29 protein-coding genes are annotated in these 25144 nt (G+C 71.9%); 17 read left to right on the forward strand and 12 right to left on the reverse strand.

What is annotated here, in order from left to right:
• The first annotated feature begins 4 nt into the window (after positions 1-4).
• A complete protein-coding gene (locus ACFSC0_RS11825) occupies positions 5-619 on the forward strand; it encodes a beta/gamma crystallin-related protein (RefSeq protein WP_377282727.1) in 615 nt (204 codons plus the stop codon).
• 66 nt (positions 620-685) lie between these two features.
• Here ACFSC0_RS11825 and ACFSC0_RS11830 read toward each other — a convergent pair whose 3' ends face one another.
• Complete coding sequence (locus ACFSC0_RS11830; protein WP_377282726.1) at positions 686-2011, reverse strand: hypothetical protein; 1326 nt, start codon at positions 2009-2011, stop codon at positions 686-688.
• A gap of 223 nt (positions 2012-2234) precedes the next feature.
• Here ACFSC0_RS11830 and ACFSC0_RS11835 point away from each other — a divergent pair, with 223 nt between their 5' ends.
• Complete coding sequence (locus ACFSC0_RS11835) at positions 2235-3035, forward strand: enoyl-CoA hydratase-related protein (RefSeq protein ID WP_377282725.1); 801 nt, start codon at positions 2235-2237, stop codon at positions 3033-3035.
• A 13-nt stretch (positions 3036-3048) separates the two neighbouring features.
• Positions 3049-3921 (forward strand): SDR family oxidoreductase, encoded by an 873-nt coding sequence (locus ACFSC0_RS11840; protein ID WP_377282724.1) that lies wholly within the window; start codon positions 3049-3051, stop codon positions 3919-3921.
• On the opposite strand, the gene ACFSC0_RS11845 is transcribed toward ACFSC0_RS11840, so the two are convergent.
• Positions 3893-4255 carry a TfoX/Sxy family protein gene (locus tag ACFSC0_RS11845; protein ID WP_377282723.1) on the reverse strand — a complete coding sequence of 121 codons (363 nt, stop codon included), beginning with the start codon at positions 4253-4255 and terminating at the stop codon, positions 3893-3895. The genes ACFSC0_RS11840 and ACFSC0_RS11845 overlap by 29 nt on opposite strands.
• Between ACFSC0_RS11845 and ACFSC0_RS11850 the strand changes: the two genes are divergently transcribed.
• Genes ACFSC0_RS11850 through ACFSC0_RS11860 form a run of 3 tightly spaced genes read left to right on the forward strand, consistent with a single transcriptional unit; the run spans position 4254 to position 6952 of the window.
• Positions 4254-4757 carry a GNAT family N-acetyltransferase gene (locus ACFSC0_RS11850; RefSeq protein WP_377282722.1) on the forward strand — a complete coding sequence of 168 codons (504 nt, stop codon included), beginning with the start codon at positions 4254-4256 and terminating at the stop codon, positions 4755-4757. The genes ACFSC0_RS11845 and ACFSC0_RS11850 overlap by 2 nt on opposite strands.
• A gap of 60 nt (positions 4758-4817) precedes the next feature.
• Entirely contained in the window at positions 4818-6695 is a 1878-nt protein-coding gene (gene fliK / locus ACFSC0_RS11855; protein WP_377355147.1) for a flagellar hook-length control protein FliK, read from the forward strand.
• Positions 6692-6952: an EscU/YscU/HrcU family type III secretion system export apparatus switch protein gene (locus ACFSC0_RS11860; protein WP_377283953.1), complete on the forward strand. Its 261-nt coding sequence runs from the start codon at positions 6692-6694 to the stop codon at positions 6950-6952. The genes fliK and ACFSC0_RS11860 overlap by 4 nt, the downstream gene beginning before the upstream one ends.
• A gap of 105 nt (positions 6953-7057) precedes the next feature.
• On the opposite strand, the gene ACFSC0_RS11865 is transcribed toward ACFSC0_RS11860, so the two are convergent.
• Positions 7058-7981, reverse strand: coding sequence for an SDR family NAD(P)-dependent oxidoreductase (locus ACFSC0_RS11865; RefSeq protein ID WP_377283952.1), 924 nt, complete (start codon positions 7979-7981; stop codon positions 7058-7060).
• A 47-nt stretch (positions 7982-8028) separates the two neighbouring features.
• On the reverse strand, positions 8029-9282 hold the full coding sequence (locus tag ACFSC0_RS11870) for an MFS transporter (protein ID WP_377283951.1): 1254 nt from the start codon (positions 9280-9282) through the stop codon (positions 8029-8031).
• Positions 9283-9506: 224 nt separating this feature from the next.
• Here ACFSC0_RS11870 and ACFSC0_RS11875 point away from each other — a divergent pair, with 224 nt between their 5' ends.
• From ACFSC0_RS11875 to ACFSC0_RS11900, 6 genes are read left to right on the forward strand one after another with little or no spacing between them, the layout of a single operon-like run.
• Positions 9507-10010, forward strand: coding sequence for a GNAT family N-acetyltransferase (locus tag ACFSC0_RS11875; RefSeq protein ID WP_377283950.1), 504 nt, complete (start codon positions 9507-9509; stop codon positions 10008-10010).
• Positions 10011-10041: 31 nt separating this feature from the next.
• Entirely contained in the window at positions 10042-10623 is a 582-nt protein-coding gene (locus ACFSC0_RS11880; RefSeq protein ID WP_377283949.1) for a DUF1285 domain-containing protein, read from the forward strand.
• Complete coding sequence (locus ACFSC0_RS11885; protein ID WP_377283948.1) at positions 10620-11264, forward strand: CoA pyrophosphatase; 645 nt, start codon at positions 10620-10622, stop codon at positions 11262-11264. Before ACFSC0_RS11880 ends, ACFSC0_RS11885 begins: the two co-directional genes overlap by 4 nt.
• Positions 11257-11526: a DUF6111 family protein gene (locus ACFSC0_RS11890; RefSeq protein WP_377283947.1), complete on the forward strand. Its 270-nt coding sequence runs from the start codon at positions 11257-11259 to the stop codon at positions 11524-11526. The genes ACFSC0_RS11885 and ACFSC0_RS11890 overlap by 8 nt, the downstream gene beginning before the upstream one ends.
• Positions 11523-12773: a CCA tRNA nucleotidyltransferase gene (locus ACFSC0_RS11895; protein ID WP_377283946.1), complete on the forward strand. Its 1251-nt coding sequence runs from the start codon at positions 11523-11525 to the stop codon at positions 12771-12773. Before ACFSC0_RS11890 ends, ACFSC0_RS11895 begins: the two co-directional genes overlap by 4 nt.
• On the forward strand, positions 12770-13474 hold the full coding sequence (locus tag ACFSC0_RS11900) for a type 1 glutamine amidotransferase (RefSeq protein WP_377283945.1): 705 nt from the start codon (positions 12770-12772) through the stop codon (positions 13472-13474). Before ACFSC0_RS11895 ends, ACFSC0_RS11900 begins: the two co-directional genes overlap by 4 nt.
• 204 nt (positions 13475-13678) lie before the next feature.
• On the opposite strand, the gene ACFSC0_RS11905 is transcribed toward ACFSC0_RS11900, so the two are convergent.
• From ACFSC0_RS11905 to ACFSC0_RS11915, 3 genes are all read right to left on the reverse strand, one after another.
• On the reverse strand, positions 13679-15148 hold the full coding sequence (locus ACFSC0_RS11905) for a glycosyltransferase (RefSeq protein ID WP_377283944.1): 1470 nt from the start codon (positions 15146-15148) through the stop codon (positions 13679-13681).
• Between the two features lie 64 nt (positions 15149-15212).
• Entirely contained in the window at positions 15213-16088 is an 876-nt protein-coding gene (gene hemF / locus ACFSC0_RS11910) for an oxygen-dependent coproporphyrinogen oxidase (RefSeq protein WP_377283943.1), read from the reverse strand.
• A 133-nt stretch (positions 16089-16221) separates the two neighbouring features.
• The gene (locus ACFSC0_RS11915; RefSeq protein WP_377283942.1) at positions 16222-16743 is read right to left on the reverse strand and encodes a tRNA (cytidine(34)-2'-O)-methyltransferase; all 522 of its coding nucleotides are present in this window, start codon (positions 16741-16743) and stop codon (positions 16222-16224) included.
• A 227-nt stretch (positions 16744-16970) separates the two neighbouring features.
• Between ACFSC0_RS11915 and petA the strand changes: the two genes are divergently transcribed.
• The 3 genes from petA to ACFSC0_RS11930 are packed head-to-tail and all read left to right on the forward strand — an operon-like array spanning position 16971 to position 19701.
• Positions 16971-17522, forward strand: coding sequence for a ubiquinol-cytochrome c reductase iron-sulfur subunit (gene petA, locus ACFSC0_RS11920; protein WP_377283941.1), 552 nt, complete (start codon positions 16971-16973; stop codon positions 17520-17522).
• Positions 17523-17524: 2 nt separating this feature from the next.
• Positions 17525-18847: a cytochrome b gene (locus ACFSC0_RS11925; RefSeq protein WP_377283940.1), complete on the forward strand. Its 1323-nt coding sequence runs from the start codon at positions 17525-17527 to the stop codon at positions 18845-18847.
• Positions 18848-18855: 8 nt separating this feature from the next.
• Complete coding sequence (locus ACFSC0_RS11930) at positions 18856-19701, forward strand: cytochrome c1 (protein WP_377283939.1); 846 nt, start codon at positions 18856-18858, stop codon at positions 19699-19701.
• Positions 19702-19719: 18 nt separating this feature from the next.
• Here ACFSC0_RS11930 and ACFSC0_RS11935 read toward each other — a convergent pair whose 3' ends face one another.
• Positions 19720-20535: a pepsin/retropepsin-like aspartic protease family protein gene (locus tag ACFSC0_RS11935; RefSeq protein ID WP_377283938.1), complete on the reverse strand. Its 816-nt coding sequence runs from the start codon at positions 20533-20535 to the stop codon at positions 19720-19722.
• 88 nt (positions 20536-20623) lie between these two features.
• On the opposite strand from ACFSC0_RS11935, the gene ACFSC0_RS11940 reads away from it, so the two are divergent.
• A complete protein-coding gene (locus ACFSC0_RS11940; RefSeq protein ID WP_377283937.1) occupies positions 20624-21151 on the forward strand; it encodes an adenine phosphoribosyltransferase in 528 nt (175 codons plus the stop codon).
• Positions 21152-21229: 78 nt separating this feature from the next.
• The gene (locus ACFSC0_RS11945; protein ID WP_377283936.1) at positions 21230-21697 is read left to right on the forward strand and encodes a hypothetical protein; all 468 of its coding nucleotides are present in this window, start codon (positions 21230-21232) and stop codon (positions 21695-21697) included.
• 17 nt (positions 21698-21714) lie between these two features.
• On the opposite strand, the gene ACFSC0_RS11950 is transcribed toward ACFSC0_RS11945, so the two are convergent.
• The 4 genes from ACFSC0_RS11950 to ACFSC0_RS11965 form a co-directional block, all read right to left on the reverse strand.
• Positions 21715-22398 (reverse strand): dienelactone hydrolase family protein, encoded by a 684-nt coding sequence (locus ACFSC0_RS11950; RefSeq protein WP_377283935.1) that lies wholly within the window; start codon positions 22396-22398, stop codon positions 21715-21717.
• Positions 22399-22401: 3 nt separating this feature from the next.
• Positions 22402-23076 carry a dienelactone hydrolase family protein gene (locus ACFSC0_RS11955; RefSeq protein ID WP_377283934.1) on the reverse strand — a complete coding sequence of 225 codons (675 nt, stop codon included), beginning with the start codon at positions 23074-23076 and terminating at the stop codon, positions 22402-22404.
• A gap of 118 nt (positions 23077-23194) precedes the next feature.
• Positions 23195-24292 (reverse strand): redox-regulated ATPase YchF, encoded by a 1098-nt coding sequence (ychF, locus tag ACFSC0_RS11960; protein WP_377283933.1) that lies wholly within the window; start codon positions 24290-24292, stop codon positions 23195-23197.
• A gap of 111 nt (positions 24293-24403) precedes the next feature.
• Complete coding sequence (locus ACFSC0_RS11965) at positions 24404-25144, reverse strand: tetratricopeptide repeat protein (protein WP_377283932.1); 741 nt, start codon at positions 25142-25144, stop codon at positions 24404-24406.

The raw sequence follows: 25144 nt of genomic DNA on the forward strand, positions 1-25144 counted from the left end.
AAGAATGCGAACGATCCTGGCCCTTTCGGCCCTGGCGCTGGCGGCGGCGGCGGCGCCGGCTCAGGCCCAGCCCTACGGCGGCCCGCCGCCGGGCAGCTATCAGCGGCAGTGCACCGACATCTACATGGAGGGGCAGTTCCTGAACGCCCGCTGTCGCGGCGTGAACGGCTGGGCTCAGTCCTCGATCAACGTGCTGAGCTGCGCCAGCGATATCACCGTCGACGCCGAGGGCGGGCTGGTCTGCCTGGGCCCAGGCGCCGTCGGCCGGCCGGGCTCGCCCTATGCGCCGCTGCCCGCGCCCTACGATCCTCCCGGTTACGGGCCGGGACCGGGCTACGGCGGCTATCCCGGCGGTTACCCTGGCGGCGCGATCGGCCTGTTCGAGGGCCGTGGGTTCCGCGGCCAGCCGGCCTGGATCGACGGTCCGGTGGACAATCTCGACCACACCGGCCTGAACGACCGGGTGCGCTCGATCCGCATCGAGCGCGGCTCGGGGCCGTGGATCGTCTGCTCCGACGCCGGCTACCGCGGCCGCTGCGTGACCGTCAGCCGGAGCGTCTCGGACACCCGCTCCCTCGGCCTCGGCGACGCGATCTCGTCGGTGCGCCCCGCCTGGTGAGACCAAAGAAAAAGGCCCGCGGGGGCGTCCCCGCGGGCCTCTGACTTCAGGCTGTAGCGCCGCGCCTCAGGTGTTGCCCGGCAGCTTGCAGCCGCCGGCGATGCCCTTGGCGAAGGCGCAGCCGATGGCTTCCTTCGGGGTCACGGTCGCCGCGGTGTACTCGATCATGTAGCCGGCCAGGCCGTCCGAGCAGTTCACCTCGACGTAGGCGCTGCCGTTGGCCGTCTTGCCGACGAGGCGCGAGTCCTTGACCGTGCAGGAGCCCTTGCCGAGCTTCTTCAGGTCGGCGGTCAGGGCCGAGGCGCCGGTGTCGCCCTTGTTGAGCGAGCAGCGGTAGCCGGCCACCAGGGCGTGAGCGCAGTTGTAGACCTTGCCCGAACCGTTGGCTTCGAACACGCCGATGCCGCCGGGGCCGTTGGCGCAGACCAGCTCGACCACGTCCTTGCCGGCCGCGGCGGGCAGGGCGCCGTACTGAGTCACTTCGCAGTTGTGGCCGGCCGACTTGGCGAGCCGGGTGTAGAGGCCGGCCTGTTCGGTGGCCGCGGCGCGCGCGTCGGTCAGGGTGCAGCCGCCGCCGATGTGCTGGGCCTTGGCGCAGTCGACCGCCGAGCCCTTACCGGCCGCGTCGGCCTTGATCATGTAGCCCTTGCCGTCCTGGCAGGCGACTTCGAAGTAGGTGTCGTTCTGCTTGGTCATCAGGACGAACTTGCGGTCCTTGACCTGGCAGCTCGTGCCCGACTGCTGGACCAGGGTGTCCACCACCGCCAGGCGGGCCGCCTTGTCGGCCAGGGTGCAGGAGATGTTGGTGTTGGCTTCGTCGTAGAGCAGGCAGCTCGCCGCCTCGGCCGTGGCCGAGGCGATCGGCGGGTTGCTGGCGGTCACGATGTAGCCCGTGCCGCCGGCGCAGAGCACTTCGAACAGGCTCTTGTCGGTGGTCTGGCCGACCGCGCGGACCTTCTCGACCGGGCAGGCGACGCCGGCCTTCTTGGCCAGGGCCGCGACGTCGGCGGTGCTGTTCTGGTTGCCGGGCAGGGCGCAGGCGAGCGCGCTCGGCTTGCCGTCGGCGCCGGGGGCGCTGGCCTCGATGCAGGTGAACGCCGAGGGCTTGGCCCCGGCGGTGTTCTGCAGGACGAAGCCGAGGCCCTCGGAGCAGTCCACTTCGTAGTAGCTGCTCTTGGTCTTGGCCTTCTTGTCGGCGACCTCGCCGATGAAGCGGGCGTCGGAGACCTGGCAGGTGACGCCGGCGGCCTGGGCGATGGCCGGGGCCTCGGCCATGCCGCGCTGACGGTCCTTCTCGGACACGCCTGCGTCCTTGGATTGGGAAGAAACGGCGACCGGCGCCAGCATGCCGATCGCGACAGCGGCGATGAGCCCGAGCCTTAAGGGCTTCATGATGCTTATTACTCTCCTGGGGGGTGTTTCCATTGCGGGCGACTAAAACGCCGCCACAGCGTGTTAATCAAGGATGAACAAGCCACGGAGGCGGAACTGTGGCGCGGCTTGACCGCAAGGGCGGCCAAGCGCCTGTTTTCGCATGCCGCTGTTAGAGGAAATCGGATCGACGCCGTCGCGTCCGCGGCCTAGCCTTTACGCAGTAAGACGTGAGGAGGCGCCGATGAGCGAGACCCTGGTCCAGACCGAACAGCACGTGCTGGCCGAGAAATCCGCCGGGGTGCTGACCCTGACGATGAACCGCCCGGAGAAGAAGAACGCCCTGACGCGGGAGATGTACCAGGCGCTGGCCGACGGCATCGACGGCGCCGAGTTCGACAGGGACGTCCGCTGCGTCCTGATCCAGGCCAACGGCGACATGTTCACCGCCGGAAACGACCTGGGCGAGTTCGCGGCGGTGAACGCCGGCGAGGCCTCGGCCCAGGACGCCCGGCGCGGGGGCAATCCGCTGCTGAGCGCGCTGGCGCGGGCCAAGACGCCGATCGTGGCGGCGGTGAACGGCCGCGCGGTGGGCGTGGGCGTCACCATGCTGCTGCACTGCGACCTGGTCTACGTCTCCGAGGACGCCCTGCTGACCACGCCGTTCGTGAACCTCGCCCTGGTGCCCGAGGCCGCCTCCAGCCTGCAGCTGCCGGAGCGGATCGGCCACGCCCGGGCCTTCGCCATGTTCGTCCTGGGCGAGGCGGTGGATGCGGCCAAGGCGGTGGCCTGGGGCATCGCCAACGAGGCCGTCCCGGCCGCAGAGCTGCGCGCCAAGGCCCGCGCCGCGGCCGAAGCGGTGGCGGCCCGCCCGCCGAGCGCGGTGGCGATCACCAAGGCGCTGATGCGCGACCCCGCCCGCCTGGCGGCGCGGATCGACGAGGAAGGCCGCCACTTCTCCGCCCAGCTGAAGTCGCCGGAAGCGAAGGAGGCCTTCGCCGCCTTCCGCGAGAAGCGCGCGCCCGACTTCGGCAAGCTCGGGTAGGGGAGGGGGTTCGATGTCGCTCTCCGGGAAGACCCTCTTCATCACCGGCGCGAGCCGCGGGATCGGCCTGGCCATCGGCCTGCGCGCCGCCCGCGACGGCGCCAACGTGGTGATCGCCGCCAAGACCGCCGAGCCGCACAAGCACCTGCCCGGCACCATCTACACGGCCGCCGAGGAGATCGAGAAGGCGGGCGGCAAGGCCCTGCCGCTGGTCGTCGACGTGCGGGACGAGGCCAGCGTGATGTCGGCGGTGGACAAGGCCGTCGAGCGGTTCGGCGGCATCGACATCTGCGTGAACAACGCCAGCGCCATCCAGCTGACCGGCACGCTGCAGACCGAGATGAAGCGCTACGACCTGATGAACGGGGTCAATGCGCGCGGGACCTACCTGACCTCCAAGGCCTGCATCCCGCACCTGAAGCGGGCGGCCAACCCGCACGTCCTGATGATCAGCCCGCCCCTCGACATGAACCCGCGCTGGTTCAAGGGCCACGTGGCCTACTCCATGGCCAAGTTCGGCATGAGCATGTGCGTGCTGGGCATGGCCGAGGAGTTCCGCGAGGACGGGATCGCCTTCAACGCCCTGTGGCCCAGGACCGGGATCGCCACCGCCGCCATCCAGTTCGCCCTGGCCGGCGACGAGGGGATGAGGAGCTGCCGCAAGCCGGAGATCATGGCCGACGCGGCCTACGCGATCTTCAACAAGCCCGCGCGCCAGTTCAGCGGCAATTGCCTGATCGACGACACCTTCCTCTACGGCGAGGGGGTGCGCGACTTCGAGCCCTACCGGGTGGACCCGTCGCGGCCGCTGATGCCCGACTTCTTCGTGCCCGAGGACTCGGTTCCGCCGCCCGGCGTCACGATCGGGGCCGGCGCGGCCGCTTAGCGGGCTTGGCGGGCCGGCGGGCGGAGGCGGCCACGGCCTTGCGGGCCCATTCGGCCAGCTCGTCCGGCTGCTCGAGGACGTCCGGGGGCACGGAGAAGTAGCTGAACTTCGCCGGCCGCTCCGGCATGGGATCGAACCGCTCGGCGCCGGCCGCCTCGTAGTCGGGCAGGTTCGTCTCGTCGGTCTTGAAGTAGACGGCCTCGCCCGAGACGATCCCGAAGATGATCCCGTCGCGGTAGAGGCCGGCGCCGCCGAACATCCGCCGGCTGGTCACCCGGCCCAGCGGCTCGAGCTGCTCGAGCAGATAGTCCAGGAACTCCGAAGACACCGCCATGACCGACGCTCCCCTGCAGGCCGCCAAGATCGCCGTCCGACCCGCGAGCCCCGCCGACTGCGCGACAATATACGGCTTCATCCGCGACCTGGCCGAGTACGAGAGGCTGCTGGACCAGGTGAAGGCCACCGAGGCCGACATCGCCCGCGACCTGTTCGGGCCCGCGCCGCGGGTCTTCTGCGACATCGCCGAGGCGGACGGAACGCCCGTCGGCTTCGCCCTCTGGTTCTACAGCTATTCCACCTTCGCCGGCCGGCACGGGATCTACCTGGAGGACCTGTTCGTGCGGGAAGAGGCCAGGGGCCGCGGCGCCGGCAAGGCGCTGCTCGCCGGCCTCGCCCGCCGCTGCGTGGCCGAGGGGCTGGCGAGGCTGGAATGGGCGGTGCTCGACTGGAACGCGCCGTCGATCGCCTTCTACGACGCCCTGGGGGCCGCGGCGCTGGACGACTGGATCGTCCGCCGGCTGACCGGCGAGCCGCTGGCGCGGCTCGCGGAGGCTTAAGGGCGGCTTCACCGTGACGGCCTACGCTGCCGGGAGAAAGACCCGAAAGGCGCGCCGCCCGTGACCGTCTTCCCCGTGCCGCAGCTGTCGCCGGAGGCCCAGCGGGTGCTGGCCGCCGCCGGCCTGACGCCACCGTCGGCGCCGGTTCCGCCCGTCGCCCCGGTCGCGCCCGCCGCGCCCCGGTCCGACGGCAAGTCCCAGGGCGAGACGCAGGCCCGCCAGGGCGCCGCCCAGCCGCAGGCTCCGGCGCCGCGGACGGCGCCCGCCCCCGGCGCGGATGCGCCGCCAGCCGCGGCCGCGCCGGCGCCCGCCCGCACCCCGCCGGCCATGCCGGCGATCCTCCTGCCGCCCCAGCTGGCCCAGGCCGCGGGCGCGGCGGCGCAGAGCGCGGCCATCTCGCAGGACAGCGTCGCGCCGCTCATGGCCAACCTCGCGCGGCTCGCCGAGCAGCCGGACCTGCCCGCCCCGCTGCGCGCCGCCGTCCGCACGGTCATGGCCCTGCAGGCTCGCCCGGAGGCGCTGACCACGCCCCAGGGGCTGAAGCAGGCCCTGGCCGTCTCCGGCCTCTTCCTGGAGGCCCGGCTCGCGCGGCCGCAGCCCGCCGGCGTCCCGCCCCGCCCAACCAGCGACCTGAAGGCCGCGCTCGTGAAGCTGCAGCAGGTCGTCGCCGACCTGGCGCCTCAGGCCCCTGACCGGCCCGCCGCGGCGAACCCGCCGCCGTCCGGCCGGGCCGCCCACGCGCCGGCGCCCCCGCCCGAACCCCGCGCCGCCCCGCCAGCGCCGGCTCAGGCCGCGGCCGCCGCGCCGGCGGCGGGCCAGTCGGCGCCGCCTCGCGCCCCCGCCCCAGCGGCGGCGGCGGCGACCGCCCAGCCGTCTCCGCCTGCACCGGCCAGCGCCCAGCCGACGCCGGCCTCGCCGCCGAGCGGTCAGCCGGCGCCGCCGTCCGCACCGGCCGCGACGGCTCCTGCCCCTGCGCCCCCGTCGACGGCCGCGGCGGGAGCTCCTGCGGCGCCGCCCGCGGCCGCTCCGCCTCCCACCCCGCCGGCTGCGACGGCGCAGGCGGCCGCTCCGCCGAACACGGCGGCGGCGCCTGTCTCTGCGCCGCAGCTTTCGGCGCCGGCCGCGGCTGCTCCGACGTCTGCGGCCCCTGCGCCCGCCGGACCCCAAAGTGCGCCGCCGCAGCCCGCCCCCGATGCGTCGGACATGGCCCTGGCGCAGAGACCCGCCCCACCGCCCCGGCCGCTCTCCGCGAGGCCGGCCGCAGCCGCGCCCGCGCCGCCTGTCGAGCTTGAGGCCCCGACCGCCGCGCCACCGCCGAGAGAGGCCGCGCCCGGCCGTCCCGCGCCGCCGCCCGCCGCCGCTCGTCCCGCGCCGCCGATGGCGGGCGCTGCGCCCGCGCCCCAGGCGCCGGCCGCGCCCAGCCTGCCGGCCGACGCCGGGCCCGCCGCCATCGCCCGGGCCCTCGCGCCGCAGGTGGAGGCGGCGATCGCCCGCCAGGAGCTGCACCAGATCGCCTCCCTGCCGACCGCCCGCCCGCCCGACGAGGTTCCGGCCGCGGCGCGATGGAGCTTCGAGGTCCCGCTGACGACGCCGCACGGACCGGCCGTGGCCGGCTTCGAGATCCGCCGCGATGCGCCGGACGGGGAGGGGGATGGACGCTCCGAACACGGCGCCGCCCCGCCGGCCTGGCGCGTCCGCTTCGCCCTGGACCTGGAGCCGATGGGACCCGTCGAGGCCCAGGTCGTACTCCGCGGCGCCAAGGCGGGGGTGACCCTGTGGGCCGAGCGGCCGGAGACGGCGCGCCGGCTCGCCCGCGACGGCGAGCGGCTGACGGCGGCCCTGTCGCGCGCGAGCTTCGAGGCCGAGCTGGCGGTGCGGCTGGGGCCGGCGCCGCGCGCGCCCGTCCCGCCGGGGCGTTTCCTGGACCAGGCCACATGACCGGCCCCGTCGCCCGCCGCCTGGCCGTCGCCCTGCGCTACACCGAGCCGGAGGCCCCCAAGGTGGTGGCCGTCGGCCGCGGCTGGCTGGGCGAGAAGATCATCGCCGCCGCCCGCGAGCACGGCGTGCCGCTGGAGGAGAACCCGGCCCTCGCCGAGGCCCTCTCCCACATCGAGCTCGACACCGAGATCCCCGAAGAACTCTACGTCGCCATCGCCGAGATCCTGGCGTTCATCCTGCGCAGCGGCGGGCGATAGGCCAAAGAAAAAGGGTGACAGGTAGGGCTCGCGCCCAACCCGTCACCCTTCATCGAATTGCGGTGACCGGTTGCGCCGCAGGCGCCGCCGGTCGCTCCGCTCAGCTTACGCCGGCTGCTTCTGCGGCTGGGCCGCCGGAGGCGCGCGGTTCAGGTCGAAGAACTTCGGCTGCATCTTCGGCACCGCCTCGGAGAGGATGGTGTCGACCGTCCAGCCTTCTTCCTTGGTCACCGTCTCGATCGGCCGCGGCTGCGAGTAGAGGGTGATCGTCTCGCCCGAGGCGCCGAAGATCTGGCCGGACACGTGGGCCGCGGCCGGGGAGACCATCGCCACCGAGAAGCGGGCCGGCTGGTCGGCGCGGATCTTCTCGGCCATCACCTGACGGCGGGCGGCGGCGGCTTCGTCCTTCACCGGCACCGACTGGGTCATCCGGGTCCAGGCCACGGGCGCCAGGCAGTTGGAGCGCACGTTGTTGCGCGCGCCTTCCATGGCGATGATCCGCGACAGGCCGGCGATGCCCATCTTGGCCGCGCCGTAGTTGGCCTGGCCGATGTTGCCGAACAGGCCCGAGGTCGAGGTGAAGAACATGTAGGCGCCGTCGTTCTGCTCGCGGAACAGCTCGATGGTGGCGCGGGCGACGTTGAAGCTGCCGCGCATGTGCACGTCGATGACGCGGTCCCAGTCGTCCTCGGTCATCTTGTGGAACATCACGTCACGCAGGATGCCGGCCGGGTTGATCACCGCGTGCAGGCCGCCGAACTCGTCGCGCGCCTGCTCGACCATGCCTTGGACGGCCCGGTAGTTGGTCACGCTGTCCGAGTTGGAGACGGCCTGGCCGCCCGCCGCGCGGATCTCCTGGGCGACCTTCTCGGCGGCGCTCGCGGAGCCCTCGTCGTCACCCTTGAGGCCGCCGCCCAGGTCGTTGACCACGACCTTCGCGCCCTCTTGCGCGGCGATCAGAGCGCAGTCGCGCCCGATGCCGTTGCCGCCGCCTGTAACCAGGACAACCTTGCCTTCCAATGCGCCCATAATTGCAATTCTCTCGTCCGAGAGCTCCCTATGAATATGGCAGACAGTTATTCGAGGCGGTCCGCCTTGCGCAAGGCGGGAAACAGCTTGGCCCAGAGGCCGGTGACGAACATCGCCCCCACGCCGCCGAACACCGCCGCCCCCACCGGGCCCAGAAAGCGGGCCACGACGCCGCTCTCGAATTCGCCGAGCTCGTTGGAGGCGCCGATGAACAGCGTCGAGACCGCCGCCACCCGACCGCGCATGTTGTCGGGCGTGACCAGCTGGACCAGCGTCTGGCGGATGTAGACGCTCAGCATGTCGGCGCCGCCGAGCACCGCCAGGGCCGCCACCGACAGCCAGAGCGACTTGGAGAGGCCGAAGACCACGGTGGCGGCCCCGAAGACCGCGACGCCGGTGAACATGAACAGGCCGGCCTTGCTGCGGATCGGGTTGGCCGCCAGGAACAGGGCCACCACCGTGGCGCCCATGGCCGGTCCCGCGCGCAGGATGCCGAAGCCCTGCTCGCCCACATGCAGCACGTCGCGGGCGAACACCGGCAGCAGCGCGGTCGCCCCGCCCAGCAGGACGGCGAACAGGTCCAGAGAGATCGCGCCGAGCACGATCTTCTGGTTCCACACGTAGGCCAGTCCCTCCTTGACCAGCGCCAGGCGCGAGCCCGGGTTGACCTTCGGCTGGGTGTCCGTGCGGATCAGGAAGACCAGCAGGGCGGCCGTCGCGTAGAGGCACAGCGCGGTCGCATAGGCCAGGGTGGTCGAACGGGCCAGCAGCAGCCCGCCGACGGCCGGCCCGAGGATCGAGGCGGTCTGGAAGGCCAGCGAGTTCCAGGCGATGGCGCGGGGCAGCAGCTGCCTGGGCACCAGCATCGGCCCGAGCGCGGTGCCGGCCGGGGCCATGAAGGCGCGCGCCGCGCCGAAGGCGGCGGCGACCGCCAGGATCAGCCCGACGGTGGCTGCGCCGGTCGCGGTCGCCCAGACGAGCACGCCGACCGTGAGGAGCTCGGCCGCATAGCAGCCCATCATCACCTTGCGCCGGTCGTAGCGGTCCACCGTCTCGCCGGCGGGCAGGGTCAGCAGGAAGACCGGGATGAACGCCACCAGCCCGACCATGCCGACCACGAAGGCGGCTTCGGCGACGTTCATCGTCCGCCGCGCCAGCTCGTAGATGTGCCAGCCGATGGCGACGCTCTGGATCTGCGCCGCCAGGCCTCCGGCGAAGCGCGAGCCCCAGAACAGGACGTAGTCGCGCTCGCGCAGCAGGGCGCGGGCGGAGGGCAGGGACTCGGCGGGAGGATCCGACATGGGGCTGCGCAACTTGGCTTGCGCCGGGCCGGCCCGCAACGGCGCCGTTGACGGGCCTGTCCGGCGCCCCTACAGCCACAGCCTCTTCGGGAAGGGCCCATGCTGCGACGAGGCTGCATCTTCCGTCGGCCCGCGCGGCCGGCGCAAAGAACCCCCCGCCGCCGGGCGCATTGAGCAGGGCGGCGGGTCGCCGTCGCTATCCCTATCGAGACCGCCCCACGCCGATGACCGCCCAGCCCAAGCCCACGCTCGCCATCCTGCCGGAGTGTCCGGAGGACAGTCCCGCCGCCGAGGCCCTGATCGACCGGGCCTTCGGGCCGGGCCGCCACGTGAAGGTCTCCGAGCGGGTGCGCGAGTTCGCGACCTATGTGCCCGAGCTCTCCTTCTGCGCCTTCCTGGAGGGGCGACTGGTGGGCGTCGTGCGGCAGTGGCGGGTGCGCGTCGGCGACACGCCGGTCGCCTTCCTGGGCCCGCTGGCCGTGGAGACCGAGCTGCGCGGCGCGGGCTACGGCATCACCCTGCTGGAGAAGGCCTGCGAGGCGGCCCGTCGCGCCGGCTACGCCGCCGTCGTGCTGGTGGGCGACGAGCCCTACTACGCCCGCGTCGGCTTCTCGGCCGCCGCGGGGGCCCGGATCGAGCTGCCGGGGCCTGTGGACCGTGGCCGGGTGCTGGCCAAGATGCTGGACCTGAACGCGCCGCCGCTGGAGGGGCCCGTCCAGCCCGCTTGAGGCGCAGGCCGGCGCGGCCTACCTATGTCGCATGGCGGAAGCTGAAGCTCGTCCCGGCCTGGAAGGCGTGATCGCGGCCGCGAAGGCGGCGCAGGACGCGGAGCCGAAGAAGCGCGGGCTGCCGCCGGTGCACCTGTGGAACCCGGCCCACTCGGGCGAGATCGACATCGTCATCCGCCGGGACGGCGCCTGGGTGCACGAGGGCGCCGTCATCAGCCGCGAGGCCCTGGTGCGGCTGTTCTCGACCGTCCTGCGCAAGGACCCGGACGGCTATTGGCTGGTCACGCCGGTCGAGAAGATGAAGATCAAGGTGGAGGACGCGCCCTTCGTCGCCGTCGCCGTGGAGCGGGCCGGCGAGGCGCTGCGGTTCACCACCAACGTGGGCGACGAGGTCGAGGCCGGTCCCGAGCACCCTATCCGCGTCGAGGTCGATCCCGAGAGCGGCGAGCCGCGCCCCTACCTCCACGTCCGCCGCGGCCTGGAGGCGCTGATCAACCGGCCGGTGTTCTACGAGCTCGTGGAGATGGCCGAGCCGAAGCCGACGCCGGACGGCGAGCGCTATGGCGTGACCTCCAACGGCGCCTGGTTCGAGGTCGGGGCGGCGCAGCCGTGAGCCCTGGCGCATCGCCCGCCGAGCTGCGGGCCTGGATCGCGCGGCATCTCGATCCGCTCGAGGACCGGCTTCCGGCGAGCGGCGTCGTCATGGGCGACCAGGGCCTGGAGCCCCTGCCGTCCGATCCGACCATCGAGCTGACGCCCGCCGCGGTGCTGGTCGGCCTGATCGAGCGCGAGGCGGGGTTTTCGGTGCTGCTCACGCGGCGCAGCGACACGCTGCGGCGGCATACCGGCCAGGTCGCCTTTCCCGGCGGCCGGCTGGACCCCGGCGAGACCGCCTGGCAGGCGGCGCTGCGCGAGGCGCAGGAGGAGGTGGGCCTGCATCCCGACTTCGTCGAGCTGGCCGGCCTGTCGACGCCCTACCGCACCGGCACCGGCTATCTGGTCACGCCGGTGGTCGGCTTCATTGCAGAGGGGTTCACCCTGGAGCCGAACCCCGACGAGGTGGCGCACGTCTTCGAGACGCCGTTCGGCTTCCTCATGGACCCGTCCAACTACGAGGAGCACGAGCGCGAGCTGCCGACGGGCGACAAGCGGCGCTTCTACGCCATGACCCACGAGGACCAGTACATCTGGGGCGCCACCGCCGGGATGCTGCGGGCCCTCTACGACCGGCTCTACGGGGCCGCGCTTGCTTAGGATCTTCCTCATCCGGGCGGTGCTGGTGGCCACGCCGTTCGTCGTCTGGTTCGTCTGGCGCGAGTGGGCCCGGCGCAACGGCCGCGACATGGGCGAGACCCCCTGGGCCTGGCTGGTGGCGGCCGCCGCGGTGATGTTCGCGCTCTCGATGCTGATCCTGCCCTTGTTCCATGACGACGGCGGCGGCGGCCGCTATGTACCGGCCGAGACGCTTGAAGACGGGCGCGTGGTCCCGGGCCATTACGAGCAGAAGTCCCCATGAGCGCACGCATCGGCCCCGCCCCCTGGATGACCGCCAAGGAGACCGTGGCGGTGCTCGACGCGCTGGAGGCGAAGGGCGGCCCGGACTGCGCCCGGTTCGTCGGCGGCTGCGTCCGCGACGCCGTGCTCGGCCGGCCGGTCAGCGACATCGATATCGCAACTCCGCTCACCCCCGACCAGGTGACCGAGGCGCTGAAGGCGGCCGGGATCCGCGCCGTCCCGACCGGGATCGAGCACGGAACCGTCACCGCGGTGTCGGGCGGCAAGCCGTTCGAGATCACCACGCTTCGCCGCGACGTCTCCACCGACGGACGGCGCGCGGTGGTCGCCTTCACCACCGACTGGATGGAGGACGCCGAGCGGCGGGACTTCACCCTCAACGCGCTCTACGCAGGGCGCGACGGCGAGGTGTTCGATTCCTCCGGCCGCGGCGTGGAGGACGCGCGGGCGGGCCGCATCGTCTTCATGGGCGAGCCGGCGCGGCGGATCCTGGAGGACCACCTGCGCATCCTGCGCTTCTTCCGCTTCTTCGCCTGGTTCGGCCGGGGCGAGCCGGACGCGCCCGCCCTGGCCGCCTGCGCCGAGCACAAGGACGCCATCGCCAACCTGGCCGCCGAGCGGATCTCGGCCGAGCTGCTCAAGCTGCTGGCCGCCGACGATCCGCGCCTGGCCGTGCGGCTGATGGCCCAGACCGGCGTGCTGGCCGTGGCCCTGCCCGAGGCCGTCGCGCTCGGCCGCTTCGAGGGGCTGGTGGAGATCGAGAGCGAGCAGCTCTTCGAGACCGACGCGGTGCTGCGGCTGGCGGCCATGATGCCCGACGATCCGGCCATCGCCCCGGTTCTGGCCGAACGGCTGCGGCTCTCCAACGAGCATCGGGACCGCATCGCGGCAGCCCTGGGCCGCGAGCCGACGATCAAGAGCTGGATGAGCGCGCGCGAGACCCGGCGGGCGGTCTACGCCCTGGGCCACCAGGCCTTCCGCGACCGGGTGAAGCTCGCCTGGGCGACGGCTTCGAGCACCGCCACCGCGCCCCAGTGGCGGGGCCTGATCGCGCTCGGCGAAGGCTGGTCGGCGCCGGCCTTCCCGCTGAACGGCGACGAGGTGGTCCGGGCCGGCGTGCCGCGCGGGCCGATGGTCGGCCAGGTGCTGAAGGAGGTCGAGGCCTGGTGGATCGACCACGACTTCATCGACGACAAGCTGGCGGCCATCGAGAAGCTCAAGGCCGTCGCCCAGGGGATGGTCTATTGAAGCTTGGGATCCTCGAGACCGGCGCGCCGCCCTCGGGCCTGGACGCCACCTTCGGCGACTATCCCGCCATGTTCCGCCGGCTGCTGGGGCCGGACTACGACTACCGGACCTTCGACGCCACGGCCGGCGAGCTGCCGGACCACCCGCAGGCCTGCGCCGCCTATGTGATCACCGGCTCGCCCGCCAGCGCCTACGAGGACGCCGAGTGGATCGGCCGGCTGAAGGACTTCCTGCGCGCCGCCAACGGCCAGGCGGCCCTGGTCGGGGTCTGCTTCGGCCACCAGATCATGGCCGAGGCGTTCGGCGGCAAGGTGATCAAGTCGCCCAACGGCTGGGGCATCGGCCTGCACAGCTACCGCGTCCGCGAGCCGCAGCCGTGGATGGACACGGTGCGCGAACTGCGCGCCCCAGCTTCGCACCAGGACCAGGTCGTCGAACTCCCCGAAGGCGCCGCCGTGGTGGCCGGCAGCGACTTCTGCCCCTTCGGCATGCTCGCCTGGACCGACCAGCCGGCCATCTCCATCCAGCTGCATCCCGAGTTCGAGCCGGAATACGCCAAGGCGCTGATCGAATCCCGCCGCAGCAAGCGGATCGGGGAGGAAGAGGCAGCCCAGGCGATCGCCAGCCTGGAGGGCCCCGACGATCGCGCCCGCCTGGCGGAGTGGATCCGGCGGTTCCTGGCCGATCCCAGGAATTCGTAGCCGCGCTGCAACGCGGGCGGGCGGGCGTCGGTTAACGGCTCATCCGCCTTGCCTCTGAAAGTCCAAGCGTATGCGTAAGTGGAGCGCCCTCATCGTCGCCGTCAGCGCGACGGCCGCGCTGTTGGTGGGAACGGCGCCTCCGGGGAGTGACGCTGCGCCGCCGGCGACCTTGGCGGAGGGCCCCCGCGGCTGACTGCGGGGCCGTCAGGCCCGGCCGCGGAGCGACCCGACGCCGGGCGGGCGCAGGGCGAGGATCTCTTCGAGGGTGGCGGGGAGGCGGGCGCGGTAGCGCTTGTAGGCGAGGGCGACCAGGTCCTTGAGTTCGGCCGCGAACCGGGACGCATCCAGCCGCCGGCCCGCCAGCGCGCGCTGCTCGGCGGCCCAGGCCTGGCGGAGCGAAGCGTCTGCGGCGAGCTCCTCCAGCCGGCCGAAGTAGGCGTCGGCGTCGCCGGCGCGGTGGGCCTCGGGAACGAAGCCGGCGACGTCGCCCTCGTCGCACGTCAGCACGACGGCCCCCGCCTCGATGGCCACTAAGGCGAAGCTGCCGCCGCCGGCCCGGAACGGATTGGCGAACAGGTCCGCGAGGGCCAGCAGGCCGGGCAGGTCCACGTCCAGCGGCGCGTGGACGAACTGGCGGCCCAGCACCTGGCCGAAGGCGGAAATCCAGAAGTCGGGCATCGGGCCGGCCACCAGCCACCGCCGGCGCGGATCGGCCAGCAGGAAGGCTCCCAGGCCGTCGACGAAGGCCTGATCGAACTCGGCGCCCAGGCGCGGGCCGACGGTGGCCAGGACGAGGTCGTCGGGCGCCAGACCCAGCTCTTCCCGGCTGCGCGGCGGCCCGGCCGGCGGGCTGCGGTGCGGGATCGCCTGGGTCTGGACGTAGTTGGCGACGAAGGTCTCGGGCGCGCCTCTGCGGCGCCACACCGCTTCGATGTGAGCCGGCTCTCGGCAGGACCAGTAGACGTCGGCGTGCTGCAGGGGCGGGACGTCTTCCCCGACGACCATCAGCGTCGGGCCGATCAGGGCCAGCAGGCTGATGTCCGCCGCCAGCGGGCTCTCGCGCCAGACGTGGCTGGTCCGCGGTCCCTGCTGCATCAGCAGGGCCAGGTAGTCGGGCTGCCGGTCGATGGCGAAGAAGCGCACCCGCTCCAGCGCCGGCCCCAGCCGTTCGGCGATGTAGCCGCCGAGGTCCGCCGAGACGTCGCCCCGCACCCAGACGTCGATCAGCTCGTTGGCGGCGTCGCCCGCGAGGGCGGCGAGGTATTCGACGACGTCACGGGTCGGCGCGTCGGTCGGCGAGACGAGGGCGCCCGGCAGGACCGTGTGCCGACGCATCACCCGCCCGTCGGCCGCCTCGCCGCGGTGACGGATGTGCGCCGCGGCCTCGCCCAGGGCGGCGCGGACCATCGCGCCGAGCGCGGCGTAGTCCGCATCGCAGATCGGCAGGCCGCAGGCGGCCGTCAGGTCCAGCACGTCGCCGGCCAGGGTGAGGCGCGCGTCGGCGTCGAAGCGAGCGTCCTGTGCAAGGGCGAGCGTGCGGCCCGCGAACCCTTGCTTGTCGCAGCCGTCGTACGCCGTCTCGCCCAGCCAGGCGTGCAGCCGCTGCACGATCGGGATGACCCGGTCGAGGTCGGCGGGCTGGCAGTCTTCCAGCAGATCGACGAGCGCGGTCACGAACCCTCCAGCGGCGAGGGTTCCACCAGCCTGATTCTCGAGGCTGCGAACAGCCCCGCCGCGCCTAGGGCCAGGCGACCAGGGGCGGCATGGACGAGAGGATGGACTCGATGTTGCCGCCGGTCTTCAGGCCGAACATGGTCCCGCGATCGTAGAGCAGGTTGAACTCCACGTAGCGGCCGCGGCGCACCAGCTGCTCCTGGCGGTCGGCCTCGGTCCAGGGCTCGTGCATCCGGTGGCGGGCGATGCGCGGGTAGACGTCGAGGAAGGCCTCCCCCACGGCTTGCGTGAAGGCGAAGTCGCGCTCCCAGTCGCCCGAGTTGTGGTGGTCGTAGAAGATGCCGCCGATCCCCCGCGGCTCGTTGCGGTGGGGCAGGAAGAAGTACTCGTCGCAGCGGGCCTTGTACTTCGGGTACCACTCCGGATCGAAGCGGTCGCAGGCGGCCTTCATCGCCGCGTGGAAGGCCTGGGCGTCCTCGGCCTTGGGATCGCGCTGGACGTCGATGGTCGGCGTCAGGTCGGCGCCGCCGCCGAACCAGCTCTGGGTGGTGGCCAGGAAGCGGGTGTTCATGTGCACCGCCGGCACCCGGGGGCTGCGCATGTGGGCGATCAGGCTGATGCCGGTGGCGGTGAAGCGCGGGTCCTTGTCGGCGCCCGGCATGGTCGCCGCCATCTCCGGCGTGAAGGTCCCGTGCACCAGGGAGATGTGGACGCCGGCCTTCTCGAAGAACCGGCCGCCGCGCATGAAGCCCATCACCCCGCCGCCGCCGGCCGCGCGCACCCAGGGCTTCAGCTCGAAGCGGCCCGGCTCTCCCGGGTAGAGCTCGGCGGGGGCCTCGTCCTCGAGGCGCTCGAACTCGGCGCAGATGCGGTCCCGCAGGGCGTCGAACCAGGCCCTCGCGCGGGTGTTCCAGTCTTCCAGGGTGGCGGCGTCGGTCATGATGGGTCGGGCTTAGGAAATCCCGGGGCGGTACGCAACGGCGGTGCTGGCTTCCCCACCCCCGCTCATCCCGGCGAATGCCGGGACCCAGATGACGGGCTCAGATGTGGGGTCCAATAACGCTGCGGGCGGATCAGCCGCTATTGCGCTTGGGATCTGGGTCCCGGCATTCGCCGGGATGAGCGGTTGAAGGTGGGGCGGGCGGATATCCCCCCGTCTGCCGCAGCGCCTCGGCGAGCGCCATGGCCGCGGCGGTGACCACGTTCAGCGAACGGGCGGCCGGAACCAGGGGGATGAAGAGCCGCGCCTCGGCCGCCTGGTGCACCTCCTCCGGCGCGCCGGCGCTCTCGCGGCCGAACAGCAGCGTATCGCCCGCCTGGAACGCGAATTCGTGGAAGGGCAGGGCGCCTCTCGTGGTGAAAAGCACCAGACGGCCCTCGGCGCGCTCGGACGCGGCCTGGAAATCCGTCCAACTGCGGCGCCGTGTCACCTCTCCCAGGCCGCCGTAGTCAAGGGCCGCGCGGCGCAGGGCGGGGTCGGAGAGGGGGAAGCCGCAGGGCTCGATCACCTCCAGCGGGACCCCCAGGCAGGCGGTCAAGCGCATGGCGGCGCCCAGGTTTTGCGGAATGTCCGGTTGAAAAAGGGCCAAACGCATTCTAAGCGGTCCGCCACGGAATAGACCGGGGCTATTGAGGGACGAATCACGGGGACCGCCCCCGCGGCATCGCGGGGCGCTTGGCCTGCGATAAATCCTTCGGACCGGCGGTTTCGGCGACACCCTAGCCCAGAGGTTCTGGCGGGGTCGAGCAGCAGCGCCCCTGAACCTCAGGGGTCGGAGAGAGGGGCCGCACCCGCGGCTCTTAGATGAAGGGTAGCTTGAAGGTGGCTGACACCGTCGTGGGCTCGACATCCCACCCACACGCGGCGGACGACCCGAACCGTCGCGACTTCATTCACATCGCGGCGGGCGCCGCCACGGTGGGGGCCGTGGTCGGCATCGGCTGGCCGTTCATCGACCAGATGAACCCGTCCGGCGACGTGCTGGCCCTGGCCTCGATCGAGTTCGACCTCACCAAGGTGCCGCCTGGCCAACAGGTGGTGCTGAAGTGGCGCGGCAAGCCGCTGTTCGTGCGCAACCGCACCGAGGCCGAGATCGCCAAGGCGCGCGCCGACGACAACGCGAACATGCCGGACCCGCAGGCCGACGCCGACCGCGTCAAGGACGGCAAGGCCCAGTGGATGGTGCTGATCGGCACCTGCACCCACTTGGGCTGCGTGCCGACGTTCGGCGGCGGCGAGTACGGCGGCTGGTTCTGCCCCTGCCACGGCTCGCACTACGACACCTCGGGCCGGATCCGTAAGGGTCCCGCGCCGCGGAACCTCGAGGTTCCCGAATACACCTTCCTCTCGGACACCTCGGTCAGGGTGGGCTAACGATGGCTGGACATCATCCCACCTACGAGCCGAAGACCGGCTTCGAGCGCTGGCTCGACCTGCGGCTCCCGATCGCGCGCTTCGCCTACGAGACCGCGGTCGCCTTCCCGACCCCGAAGAACCTGAACTACTGGTGGACCTTCGGCGGCATCCTGGCGACCATGCTGGTCGTGCAGCTGGCCACCGGCATCGTGCTGGCCATGCACTACGTGCCGCACGTCGACCACGCCTTCAATTCCGTCGAGCGGATCATGCGCGACGTGAACTACGGCTGGCTGATCCGCTACATGCACGCCAACGGCGCCTCGATGTTCTTCGTGGCCGTCTACATCCACATCTTCCGGAACCTCTACTACGGCTCCTACAAGGCGCCGCGGGAGATCCTCTGGATCATCGGCTGCCTGATCTACCTGGCGATGATGGCCACGGCCTTCCTCGGCTACGTCCTGCCCTGGGGTCAGATGAGCTTCCACGGCGCCGTCGTGATCACCAACCTGCTGGGCGCCCTGCCGGTCGTCGGCGAGGCGATCACCACCTGGCTGTGGGGCGGCTTCGCGGTCGACAATCCGACGCTGAACCGCTTCTTCTCGCTGCACTACCTGCTGCCGTTCGTGATCGCCGGCCTGGTGGCGCTGCACATCTGGGCGCTGCACGTGCCGGGCAACAACAACCCGACCGGCGTCAACGTGAAGAGCGCCGCCGACACCGTGCCCTTCCACCCGTACTATACGGTGAAGGACGGCTTCGCGATCGTGCTGTTCTTCATCATGTTCGCCGGCTTCGTGTTCTACGGGCCGAACCTGCTGGGCCACCCGGACAACTACATCCCGGCCAACCCGCTGGTGACCCCGGCGCACATCGTGCCCGAATGGTACTTCCTGCCGTTCTACGCGATCCTGCGGGCGGTCCCGGACAAGCTCGGCGGCGTGCTGCTGATGTTCGGCGCTATCGGCGTGCTGTTCATCCTGCCTTGGCTGGACACCTCGAAGGTGCGCTCCATGCGCTACCGGCCGACCGCGCGGTGGTACTTCCTGCTGTTCTTCATCGCCTGCCTCGTGCTGGGCTGGTGCGGCGCTAAGCTGCCGGACGATCCGGTGATCCCGAACCTGACGACCTTCATCCTCGGGGACTCGGACCTCAACAGCTACGTCTGGCTGTCGCGCGTGGCCACGGCCTACTACTTCGCCTACTTCCTGATCGTCCTGCCGGTGCTGGGCCTCACCGAGACCCCGCTGCCGGTGCCGGAATCGATCTCAGCACCCGTATTGTCGCATCCGGCCGCCGCGCCTGCGGGCGCGGCCGCGGCCCCCGAGATGAGAGGTTGAGCCCGAAGATGCTGCGCAAAGTCATCGCACTCGCGGCGCTTGGGTTCGCCATCTCGGCGGGGCCTGCGCTCGCCGCCGGCGGCGCCAAGGCGCCCAAGCACGTGGAGTTCGGGTTCGAGGGGCCGTTCGGCCAGTTCGACCAGGCCCAGCTGCAACGCGGCTACAAGGTCTACCGGGAGGTCTGCGCCTCGTGCCACGGCATGAACCTGCTGAGCTTCCGGAACCTGGGGCAGAAGCACGGGCCGTTCTACGACCCTGACCGGCCCAATCCGAACGACAACCCGTACGTCCGGGCGATCGCGGCCGAGTACCAGGTCAACGACATCGACTCCGAGACCGGCGACGTGATCCAGCGTCCCGGCACCTCGGCGGACCGGTTCCCGAACCCGTACCCCAATGAGGCGGCGGCCCGGGCCGGCAACGGCGGCGCCCTGCCGCCGGACCTGTCGGTGCTGATCAAGGCCCGCCACCACGGGCCGCAGTACGTCTACTCGATCCTGACCGGCTATGCAGACCCGCCGGCCGGCCTGAACGTCAGCCCCGGCCAGTACTACAACCCGTACATGTCCGGCGACCTGGCGGCCTTCTGGAGCGGCGACGCCCACCACGTGCCCGTCGGCGGCTTCATCGCCATGCCGCCGCCGCTGCGGCCGGACGGCGTCACCTACGACGACGGCACCAAGGCCACCATCGAGCAGCAGGCCAAGGACGTGGTCGCGTTCATGACCTGGGCCGCCGAGCCCAAGATGGTCGAGCGCAAGCAGTTCGGCCTGGCGGCGATGATCTACCTGCTGATCCTGGCCGGCCTGGTCTACGCCAGCTACCGCCGGATCTGGCGCAACGTCGCCCACTAGGCGCGTCGCGAACCCGAGCTAGCGAGGCCCGTCGCCGAGAGGCGGCGGGCCTTGTTCTTTGAGGATCAGGCGCCCGGCCGGGAAGTCGAACCGGATCGTCCACCGCGACAGCACGGGCGAGCCGATCGCCCCCAGCGCGCCGTCGGCCTCGGCTTGGCGCAGGAGCCCGACCCGGGCGCCCGGCGCCGCCTGGCCCGCCAAGGCGAGGCCCGCCAGCTCGGCCGTCCAGACGCCGCCGGGATAGAGCTCCTCCGGCTTGGCCGCGCCCGGCGCGGAGGCCACCGCCTCGTTGAGGCGCGCCGGGAGCGCCTGACTCACCGCCACGATCCACGGGCCCCGGGCGCCGGTGCGCCCGTCGGTCATCGAGCCTTCGGCGAGGGGCAGGGCGCCGAAGCGGCCCATGGGCATCGTCAGTCCGCCGCGCATCGGCGGGGCCCGGCCGGGCCGGTATAGGCCGACCCGGCAGGGGCTGTAGCTCACGTCCACCACGAAGCCGGAGAGCACGTCGGCCCCGATCACGCCGGCGATCGGCGTCGGATGGGCGAAGGTGCGCGCATCCAGGCTCTCCACGGCGATTGACCGGGCGGGGAGGGCGAGCCCCGCGACCCGCACCTCGCCGGTCAGCTGGGTCGCCTCGAACCCCTCCGCCTGGGCGCGGGTCTCGTGCAGCAGGGTGCGCGGCGCGCCGGTGTCGAGGATGTAGTCCCCGGCCGCGCCCGCCACCACGGCCGGGACCACCAGGGCGCCTTCCTCGAACCAGCAGTCGATCTCGCCGGCCCGGGCGGGGCTGGAGGCGAGAACGGCGGCGGCCGTGGCGAAGACCCAGGCTCTCACGTGATTCCCATGCCGGAGACGCTTGAGCATAGCCAAGCCGCCGGCCCTCGGCGATAAGCAGGGCCTCTCGCCTGGAGGGATTCCGCCCTTGGACCTGGCCGCGCTCATCCGCACCATCCCCGACCATCCGAAGCCCGGGATCATGTTCCGGGACATCACCACCCTGCTTGCAGACCCGGTGGGCTTCGCGCGCAGCGTCGATGCGCTTTCGGCGCCCTTCCGGGATGGGCGGATCGACAAGGTGGCCGGCATCGAGGCCCGTGGCTTCATCCTCGGCGGCGCGGTGGCGCACCAGCTGGGCGCCGGGTTCGTGCCCCTGCGCAAGAAGGGCAAGCTGCCCCACAAGACGGTCAGCGCCGACTACGCCCTCGAGTACGGGACCGACGCCATCGAGATGCATCTGGACGCCTGCCAGAGCGGCGAGCGGGTGCTGCTGGTGGACGACCTGATCGCCACCGGCGGCACGGCGCTGGCGGGCCTGTCGCTGCTGCGCGGCGCGGGAGCCGAGGTGGTGGCCGCCGCCTTCGTCATCGACCTGCCGGACCTGGGCGGGGCCGAGCGCCTGCGCGCCGAGGGCCTGCCGGTCACCAGCCTCATCGCCTTCGGCGGGCACTAGGGCGCCAACGGCCATGTGAAGGGCGCCTAGCCCGAAACAGCCTTACGACCGCCGTCGCGAACCCCTAACTTGGGGAGCATGGTGTTCACTCCCGCCTGGCGTAACTTCAAGCGGATGCAGGACCTGACGGTGCTGGCCGCCTGCCTGATCTACACCGGCGCGGTGCTGCACGCCTTCCGCACCCTTCCCAGCCCCACCAGCCTGGTGGCCCAGGGCACGCTGCTGTGGCCCGCGCCCTTCCTGATCCTGTCGCTGCTGGTGCCGCTGGCCATTCCGGCGCTGCGGCGGGGTCTGACGAAGTACGTCTGGATGAGCTTCAAGGCCGGGTTCGGCCAGACGGCCTCGTCGGTGCTGATCGGCATCGGCCTGCTGGTGGGCGCGGCCGCCTTCGTCTACTCGCAGCTGGCCGCCAACGATGCGGAGCTGAAGTTCGCCGGCGTGTTCGCCGCCTACGCCGCCGGCATCGGCATCCTCGCCGCCCAGGCGATGCTGGTCCGCAGCCTCGAGCGGCGGCCCGACGTGCGCGAGGTGATCGAGGAGCGCTAGGGGAAGGGGCGCTCGCGCTAAGCCCCTTCGCCGCGCCCCCCGCCGTTCATCGTGAAGAGCTGAAGCGTCCGCAGGCGGGCGAGCCTTGCCGAGTCAGGGTGGTAGTCGCTGCGCCGGTCGGAGACGAAGCCGTGGCCCGCGTCGTAGAGGTAGACCGGCAGGTCCGGGTGCTTCTGGCGGATCTCCTCCACCTTCTCCATCGGAATGGAGGCGTCGGTCTTGCCGAAGTGCAGGATGGTCGGGCAGCGGGGCGTCTCGTCCACCAGCTCGGAGATCCGCCGGCCGTAGTAGCAGGCCGCGGCCGAGAGCCCCTCGCATCGGCAGGCGGCCAGCCAGGTCGCCGCCCCGCCCCAGCAGAAGCCGGTGACGAAGACCGGCGGCTTCAGGGCCTCGATCGCCGCCTGGATGTCGCCCGCCACCTGGTCCCAGGGCGTCTCCTGCGAATAGCGGACGCCCTTCTGGACGCCCTCCTGGTCGTAGCCGGCCGCAAAGCCGCGCTCGAGCCGGTCGTAGAACGAGGGCGCGATCACCTCGTAGCCGTCGGCGGCGAAGCCGTCGGCCAGCTCCTTGATGTGGTCGGTGACGCCGAAGATCTCCTGGATCAGCACCAGGCCGCCCCGGCGGGCGTCGGAGACGGGGGCGCGATAGGCGTCCAGCTCGAACCCGTCGAAGCCGCTGGTCAGGCGGATCATCTCGCCCATCGCTCAGACCGCCGCGTCGAACAGATGCCGGGTCCGCTGGCGGGCCAGGTCGGCCGCTTCGGCCGAGTAGCGCTCGGGGCTCTCGTTGTTGAAGCCGTGGCCGGCGCCTTCGTAGATGTAGACCGGCACGTCGGGGTTGGACTCCTTCACCGCCGCCTCCACCTCGTCGGCGGGGATGCCGGGATCGGTCCGCCCCAGGTGGACGATGGTCGGGCACCTGGGTTTCAGGTGGGCGTTGGCCTTGACCATGCTGCCGTAGTAGCTGGCCGCGGCGGCCAGGCCGCCCAGCCGGGCCGCGGCGATCCAGGCGAGCGATCCGCCGTAACAGTAGCCGACCACGCAGACCTTGCCGCGGGGCGCGAGGAAGTCGCGGCAGGCCTCGATGTCGGCCAGCGCCTGTTCCATGGGCGTGGCCCGCGCGTGGGCGATCCCAGCGGCGATGCCGTCCGCATCGTGCGGGGCCACGAAGTCGTGCTGGCGGCGGTCGAACAGGGCCGGCGCGATCGCCTCGTAGCCGGCCTTGGCCCAGCGGGCGACGTCGGCGCGGACGTACTGGTCGATCCCGAAGATCTCCTGGATGACGATCACCCCGCCCTTGCGCGGGGTGAACGACGGCTCGTGATAGGCGGAGAACTCGAACCCGTCCGCCGGGCTCGTCAGCTTGATCGTCTCGCCCATCGCGCCTCTCCCTGCAGCCTGTCCCGGTCAGCCAGCCGACCGGGATGAACAGGCCCGTCCATCTTTAGTAGACGCGCATCCCGGGGCCAAACCGGCGTCCACCTTGGCTGGATGCGCGTCAGACGTTGAACCGGAAGTTCATCACGTCGCCGTCGCGGACGACATACTCCTTGCCTTCCGAACGCATCTTGCCGGCGTCGCGGGCGCCGGTTTCGCCGCCCAGCCGGACGTAGTCATCGTAGGCGATCGTCTCGGCCCGGATGAAGCCCTTCTCGAAATCGGTGTGGATGACGCCGGCCGCCTGCGGGGCGGTGGCGCCCACGGGGATGGTCCAGGCGCGGGCCTCCTTCGGCCCGGCGGTGAAGTAGGTCTGCAGGCCGAGCAGCTTGTAGGCCTCGCGGATCATCCGGTTCAGGCCCGGCTCCTCAAGGCCCAGGGTCTCGAGGAACTCGCCGCGCTCGGCCGGATCCAGCTGGGCGATCTCGCTCTCGATCTTGGCCGAGATCACCACCGAATTGGCGTGGTCCCGGGCCGCCCGCTCGGCGACCTTTTCGGAAAGGGCGTTGCCGGTGGCGGCCGAGCCCTCGTCGACGTTGCAGACGTAGAGGGCCGGCTTGGAGGTCAGCAGCTGCAGCATGCGCCAGGCCTTCTCGTCCTCCAGCCCGACCTTGGCCATCCGCGCCGGGCGGCCCTGGTTGAGCTCGGCGAGCGCCAGGTTCACCAGACGCAGGGTGTTGGCGCTCTCCTTGTCGCCGGCCTTGGCGCGCTTATCGAGGTTGGTCACCCGCTTCTCGAGGCTCTCGAGGTCGGCCAGCATCAGCTCGGTCTCGATGATCTCCAGGTCGGAGATGGGATCGACCCGGCCCTCGACGTGAGTGATGTCGTCGTCCTCGAAGCAGCGGGCGACGAAGGCGACGGCGTCGCAGTCGCGGATGTTGGCCAGGAACTGGTTGCCCAGGCCCTCGCCCTTGGAGGCGCCGCGGACGAGGCCCGCCACGTCCACGAAGTTGATCCGGGCCGGGATGATCTCCTTCGAGCCCGCCACCTTGGCCAGCGCCTCAAGGCGCGGCTCGGGCACCGCCACGTCGCCGACGTTCGGCTCGATGGTGCAGAAGGGATAGTTGGCCGCCTGCGCCGCGGCGGTCTGGGTGAGCGCATTGAAAAGGGTCGACTTGCCGACGTTCGGCAGGCCGACGATGGCGACTTTCAGAGCCATGCCGTCCTCAGATGAATGGATTGCGCGGGGGTTTAGCCGACGGCGCGGTGATTGTCGCCTGTCACCCTTCCTCGCCCGCAAAGCGGGGCTGGGGAAGGGGGCGAGCCGGCTCTAGCCGCCCAGTTCCGCAGCGGCCAGGTCGCGCCAGAAGCGGCCTTCCTTGCGGAACTGGCGGTGGGTCTTGGAGAGGCGCTTGTCGAGCTCGGCGATCGCCTCTTTTGCTTCGGCCGTGCGGCCGCTGCGGGCCATGAAGGCGGCGTAGCGGCCGAGCGCCTCGAAGCCGGCCAGCCGCTGGGCGGCCCAGCTGTAGGCGCTGTCCGCCTCGCGGATACGCCCCAGGCCCTCGTGCGCCCGGGCGAGCGCCAAGGCGGCGGCCGGCGTGCGGCCGCGCTCGGCGTCCTCGCCCAGCTTCTCCAGGACCGCGAGGGCTTCGTCATAGCGCTGCAGCTCGATGAGCGCGTTGGCGCGCCCGAGCAGCAGGGCCGGGTCGTCCTCGTGAATTCCCTGCGCGGCCTCGCGGTACAGCCGCTCGGCCTCGTCGTGCTGGCCCAGGCCCGCGGCGGCGGCGGCCAGGCGGGCCTGGTTGGCGACGGTGGGCGCATCCTCGGCGGCCGCCTTGGCCAGCCGGTATTCGCGCGTGGGATCGAGCTTGGCCCGCGCCGCCCGCTCAAGCTCTCGGGCCGCTGGGCCGCGCATGACGTCCGGCAGCAGCACGGCGAGCGCGTAGACCACCCCGCCTAGCGGCTGGAACGCCAGCACGATCCAGAGCCAGTAGGAGGGCTGGCCGGTGCGCACCACGTGCACCGCCAGGGCGATGGACATCACCAGCGACAGCCCAATCAGAAGCGGCAT

Source organism: Phenylobacterium terrae, assembly GCF_042681205.1.
Classification (GTDB): Bacteria; Pseudomonadota; Alphaproteobacteria; order Caulobacterales; family Caulobacteraceae; genus Phenylobacterium; species Phenylobacterium terrae.

What these genes read in the sequence shown, in the direction of transcription:
- ACFSC0_RS11825 (WP_377282727.1), top strand. Translation starts at nt 5, where the DNA reads ATGCGAACGATCCTGGCCCTTTCGGCCCTGGCGCTGGCGGCGGCGGCG.
- ACFSC0_RS11830 (WP_377282726.1), bottom strand. Translation starts at nt 2,011, where the DNA reads ATGAAGCCCTTAAGGCTCGGGCTCATCGCCGCTGTCGCGATCGGCATG.
- ACFSC0_RS11835 (WP_377282725.1), top strand. Translation starts at nt 2,235, where the DNA reads ATGAGCGAGACCCTGGTCCAGACCGAACAGCACGTGCTGGCCGAGAAA.
- ACFSC0_RS11840 (WP_377282724.1), top strand. Translation starts at nt 3,049, where the DNA reads ATGTCGCTCTCCGGGAAGACCCTCTTCATCACCGGCGCGAGCCGCGGG.
- ACFSC0_RS11850 (WP_377282722.1), top strand. Translation starts at nt 4,254, where the DNA reads ATGACCGACGCTCCCCTGCAGGCCGCCAAGATCGCCGTCCGACCCGCG.
- ACFSC0_RS11845 (WP_377282723.1), bottom strand. Translation starts at nt 4,255, where the DNA reads ATGGCGGTGTCTTCGGAGTTCCTGGACTATCTGCTCGAGCAGCTCGAG.
- ACFSC0_RS11860 (WP_377283953.1), top strand. Translation starts at nt 6,692, where the DNA reads ATGACCGGCCCCGTCGCCCGCCGCCTGGCCGTCGCCCTGCGCTACACC.
- ACFSC0_RS11865 (WP_377283952.1), bottom strand. Translation starts at nt 7,981, where the DNA reads ATGGGCGCATTGGAAGGCAAGGTTGTCCTGGTTACAGGCGGCGGCAAC.
- ACFSC0_RS11870 (WP_377283951.1), bottom strand. Translation starts at nt 9,282, where the DNA reads ATGTCGGATCCTCCCGCCGAGTCCCTGCCCTCCGCCCGCGCCCTGCTG.
- ACFSC0_RS11875 (WP_377283950.1), top strand. Translation starts at nt 9,507, where the DNA reads ATGACCGCCCAGCCCAAGCCCACGCTCGCCATCCTGCCGGAGTGTCCG.
- ACFSC0_RS11880 (WP_377283949.1), top strand. Translation starts at nt 10,042, where the DNA reads ATGGCGGAAGCTGAAGCTCGTCCCGGCCTGGAAGGCGTGATCGCGGCC.
- ACFSC0_RS11895 (WP_377283946.1), top strand. Translation starts at nt 11,523, where the DNA reads ATGAGCGCACGCATCGGCCCCGCCCCCTGGATGACCGCCAAGGAGACC.
- hemF (WP_377283943.1), bottom strand. Translation starts at nt 16,088, where the DNA reads ATGACCGACGCCGCCACCCTGGAAGACTGGAACACCCGCGCGAGGGCC.
- ACFSC0_RS11915 (WP_377283942.1), bottom strand. Translation starts at nt 16,743, where the DNA reads ATGCGTTTGGCCCTTTTTCAACCGGACATTCCGCAAAACCTGGGCGCC.
- ACFSC0_RS11925 (WP_377283940.1), top strand. Translation starts at nt 17,525, where the DNA reads ATGGCTGGACATCATCCCACCTACGAGCCGAAGACCGGCTTCGAGCGC.
- ACFSC0_RS11930 (WP_377283939.1), top strand. Translation starts at nt 18,856, where the DNA reads ATGCTGCGCAAAGTCATCGCACTCGCGGCGCTTGGGTTCGCCATCTCG.
- ACFSC0_RS11945 (WP_377283936.1), top strand. Translation starts at nt 21,230, where the DNA reads ATGGTGTTCACTCCCGCCTGGCGTAACTTCAAGCGGATGCAGGACCTG.
- ACFSC0_RS11950 (WP_377283935.1), bottom strand. Translation starts at nt 22,398, where the DNA reads ATGGGCGAGATGATCCGCCTGACCAGCGGCTTCGACGGGTTCGAGCTG.
- ACFSC0_RS11955 (WP_377283934.1), bottom strand. Translation starts at nt 23,076, where the DNA reads ATGGGCGAGACGATCAAGCTGACGAGCCCGGCGGACGGGTTCGAGTTC.
- ychF (WP_377283933.1), bottom strand. Translation starts at nt 24,292, where the DNA reads ATGGCTCTGAAAGTCGCCATCGTCGGCCTGCCGAACGTCGGCAAGTCG.
- ACFSC0_RS11965 (WP_377283932.1), bottom strand. Translation starts at nt 25,144, where the DNA reads ATGCCGCTTCTGATTGGGCTGTCGCTGGTGATGTCCATCGCCCTGGCG.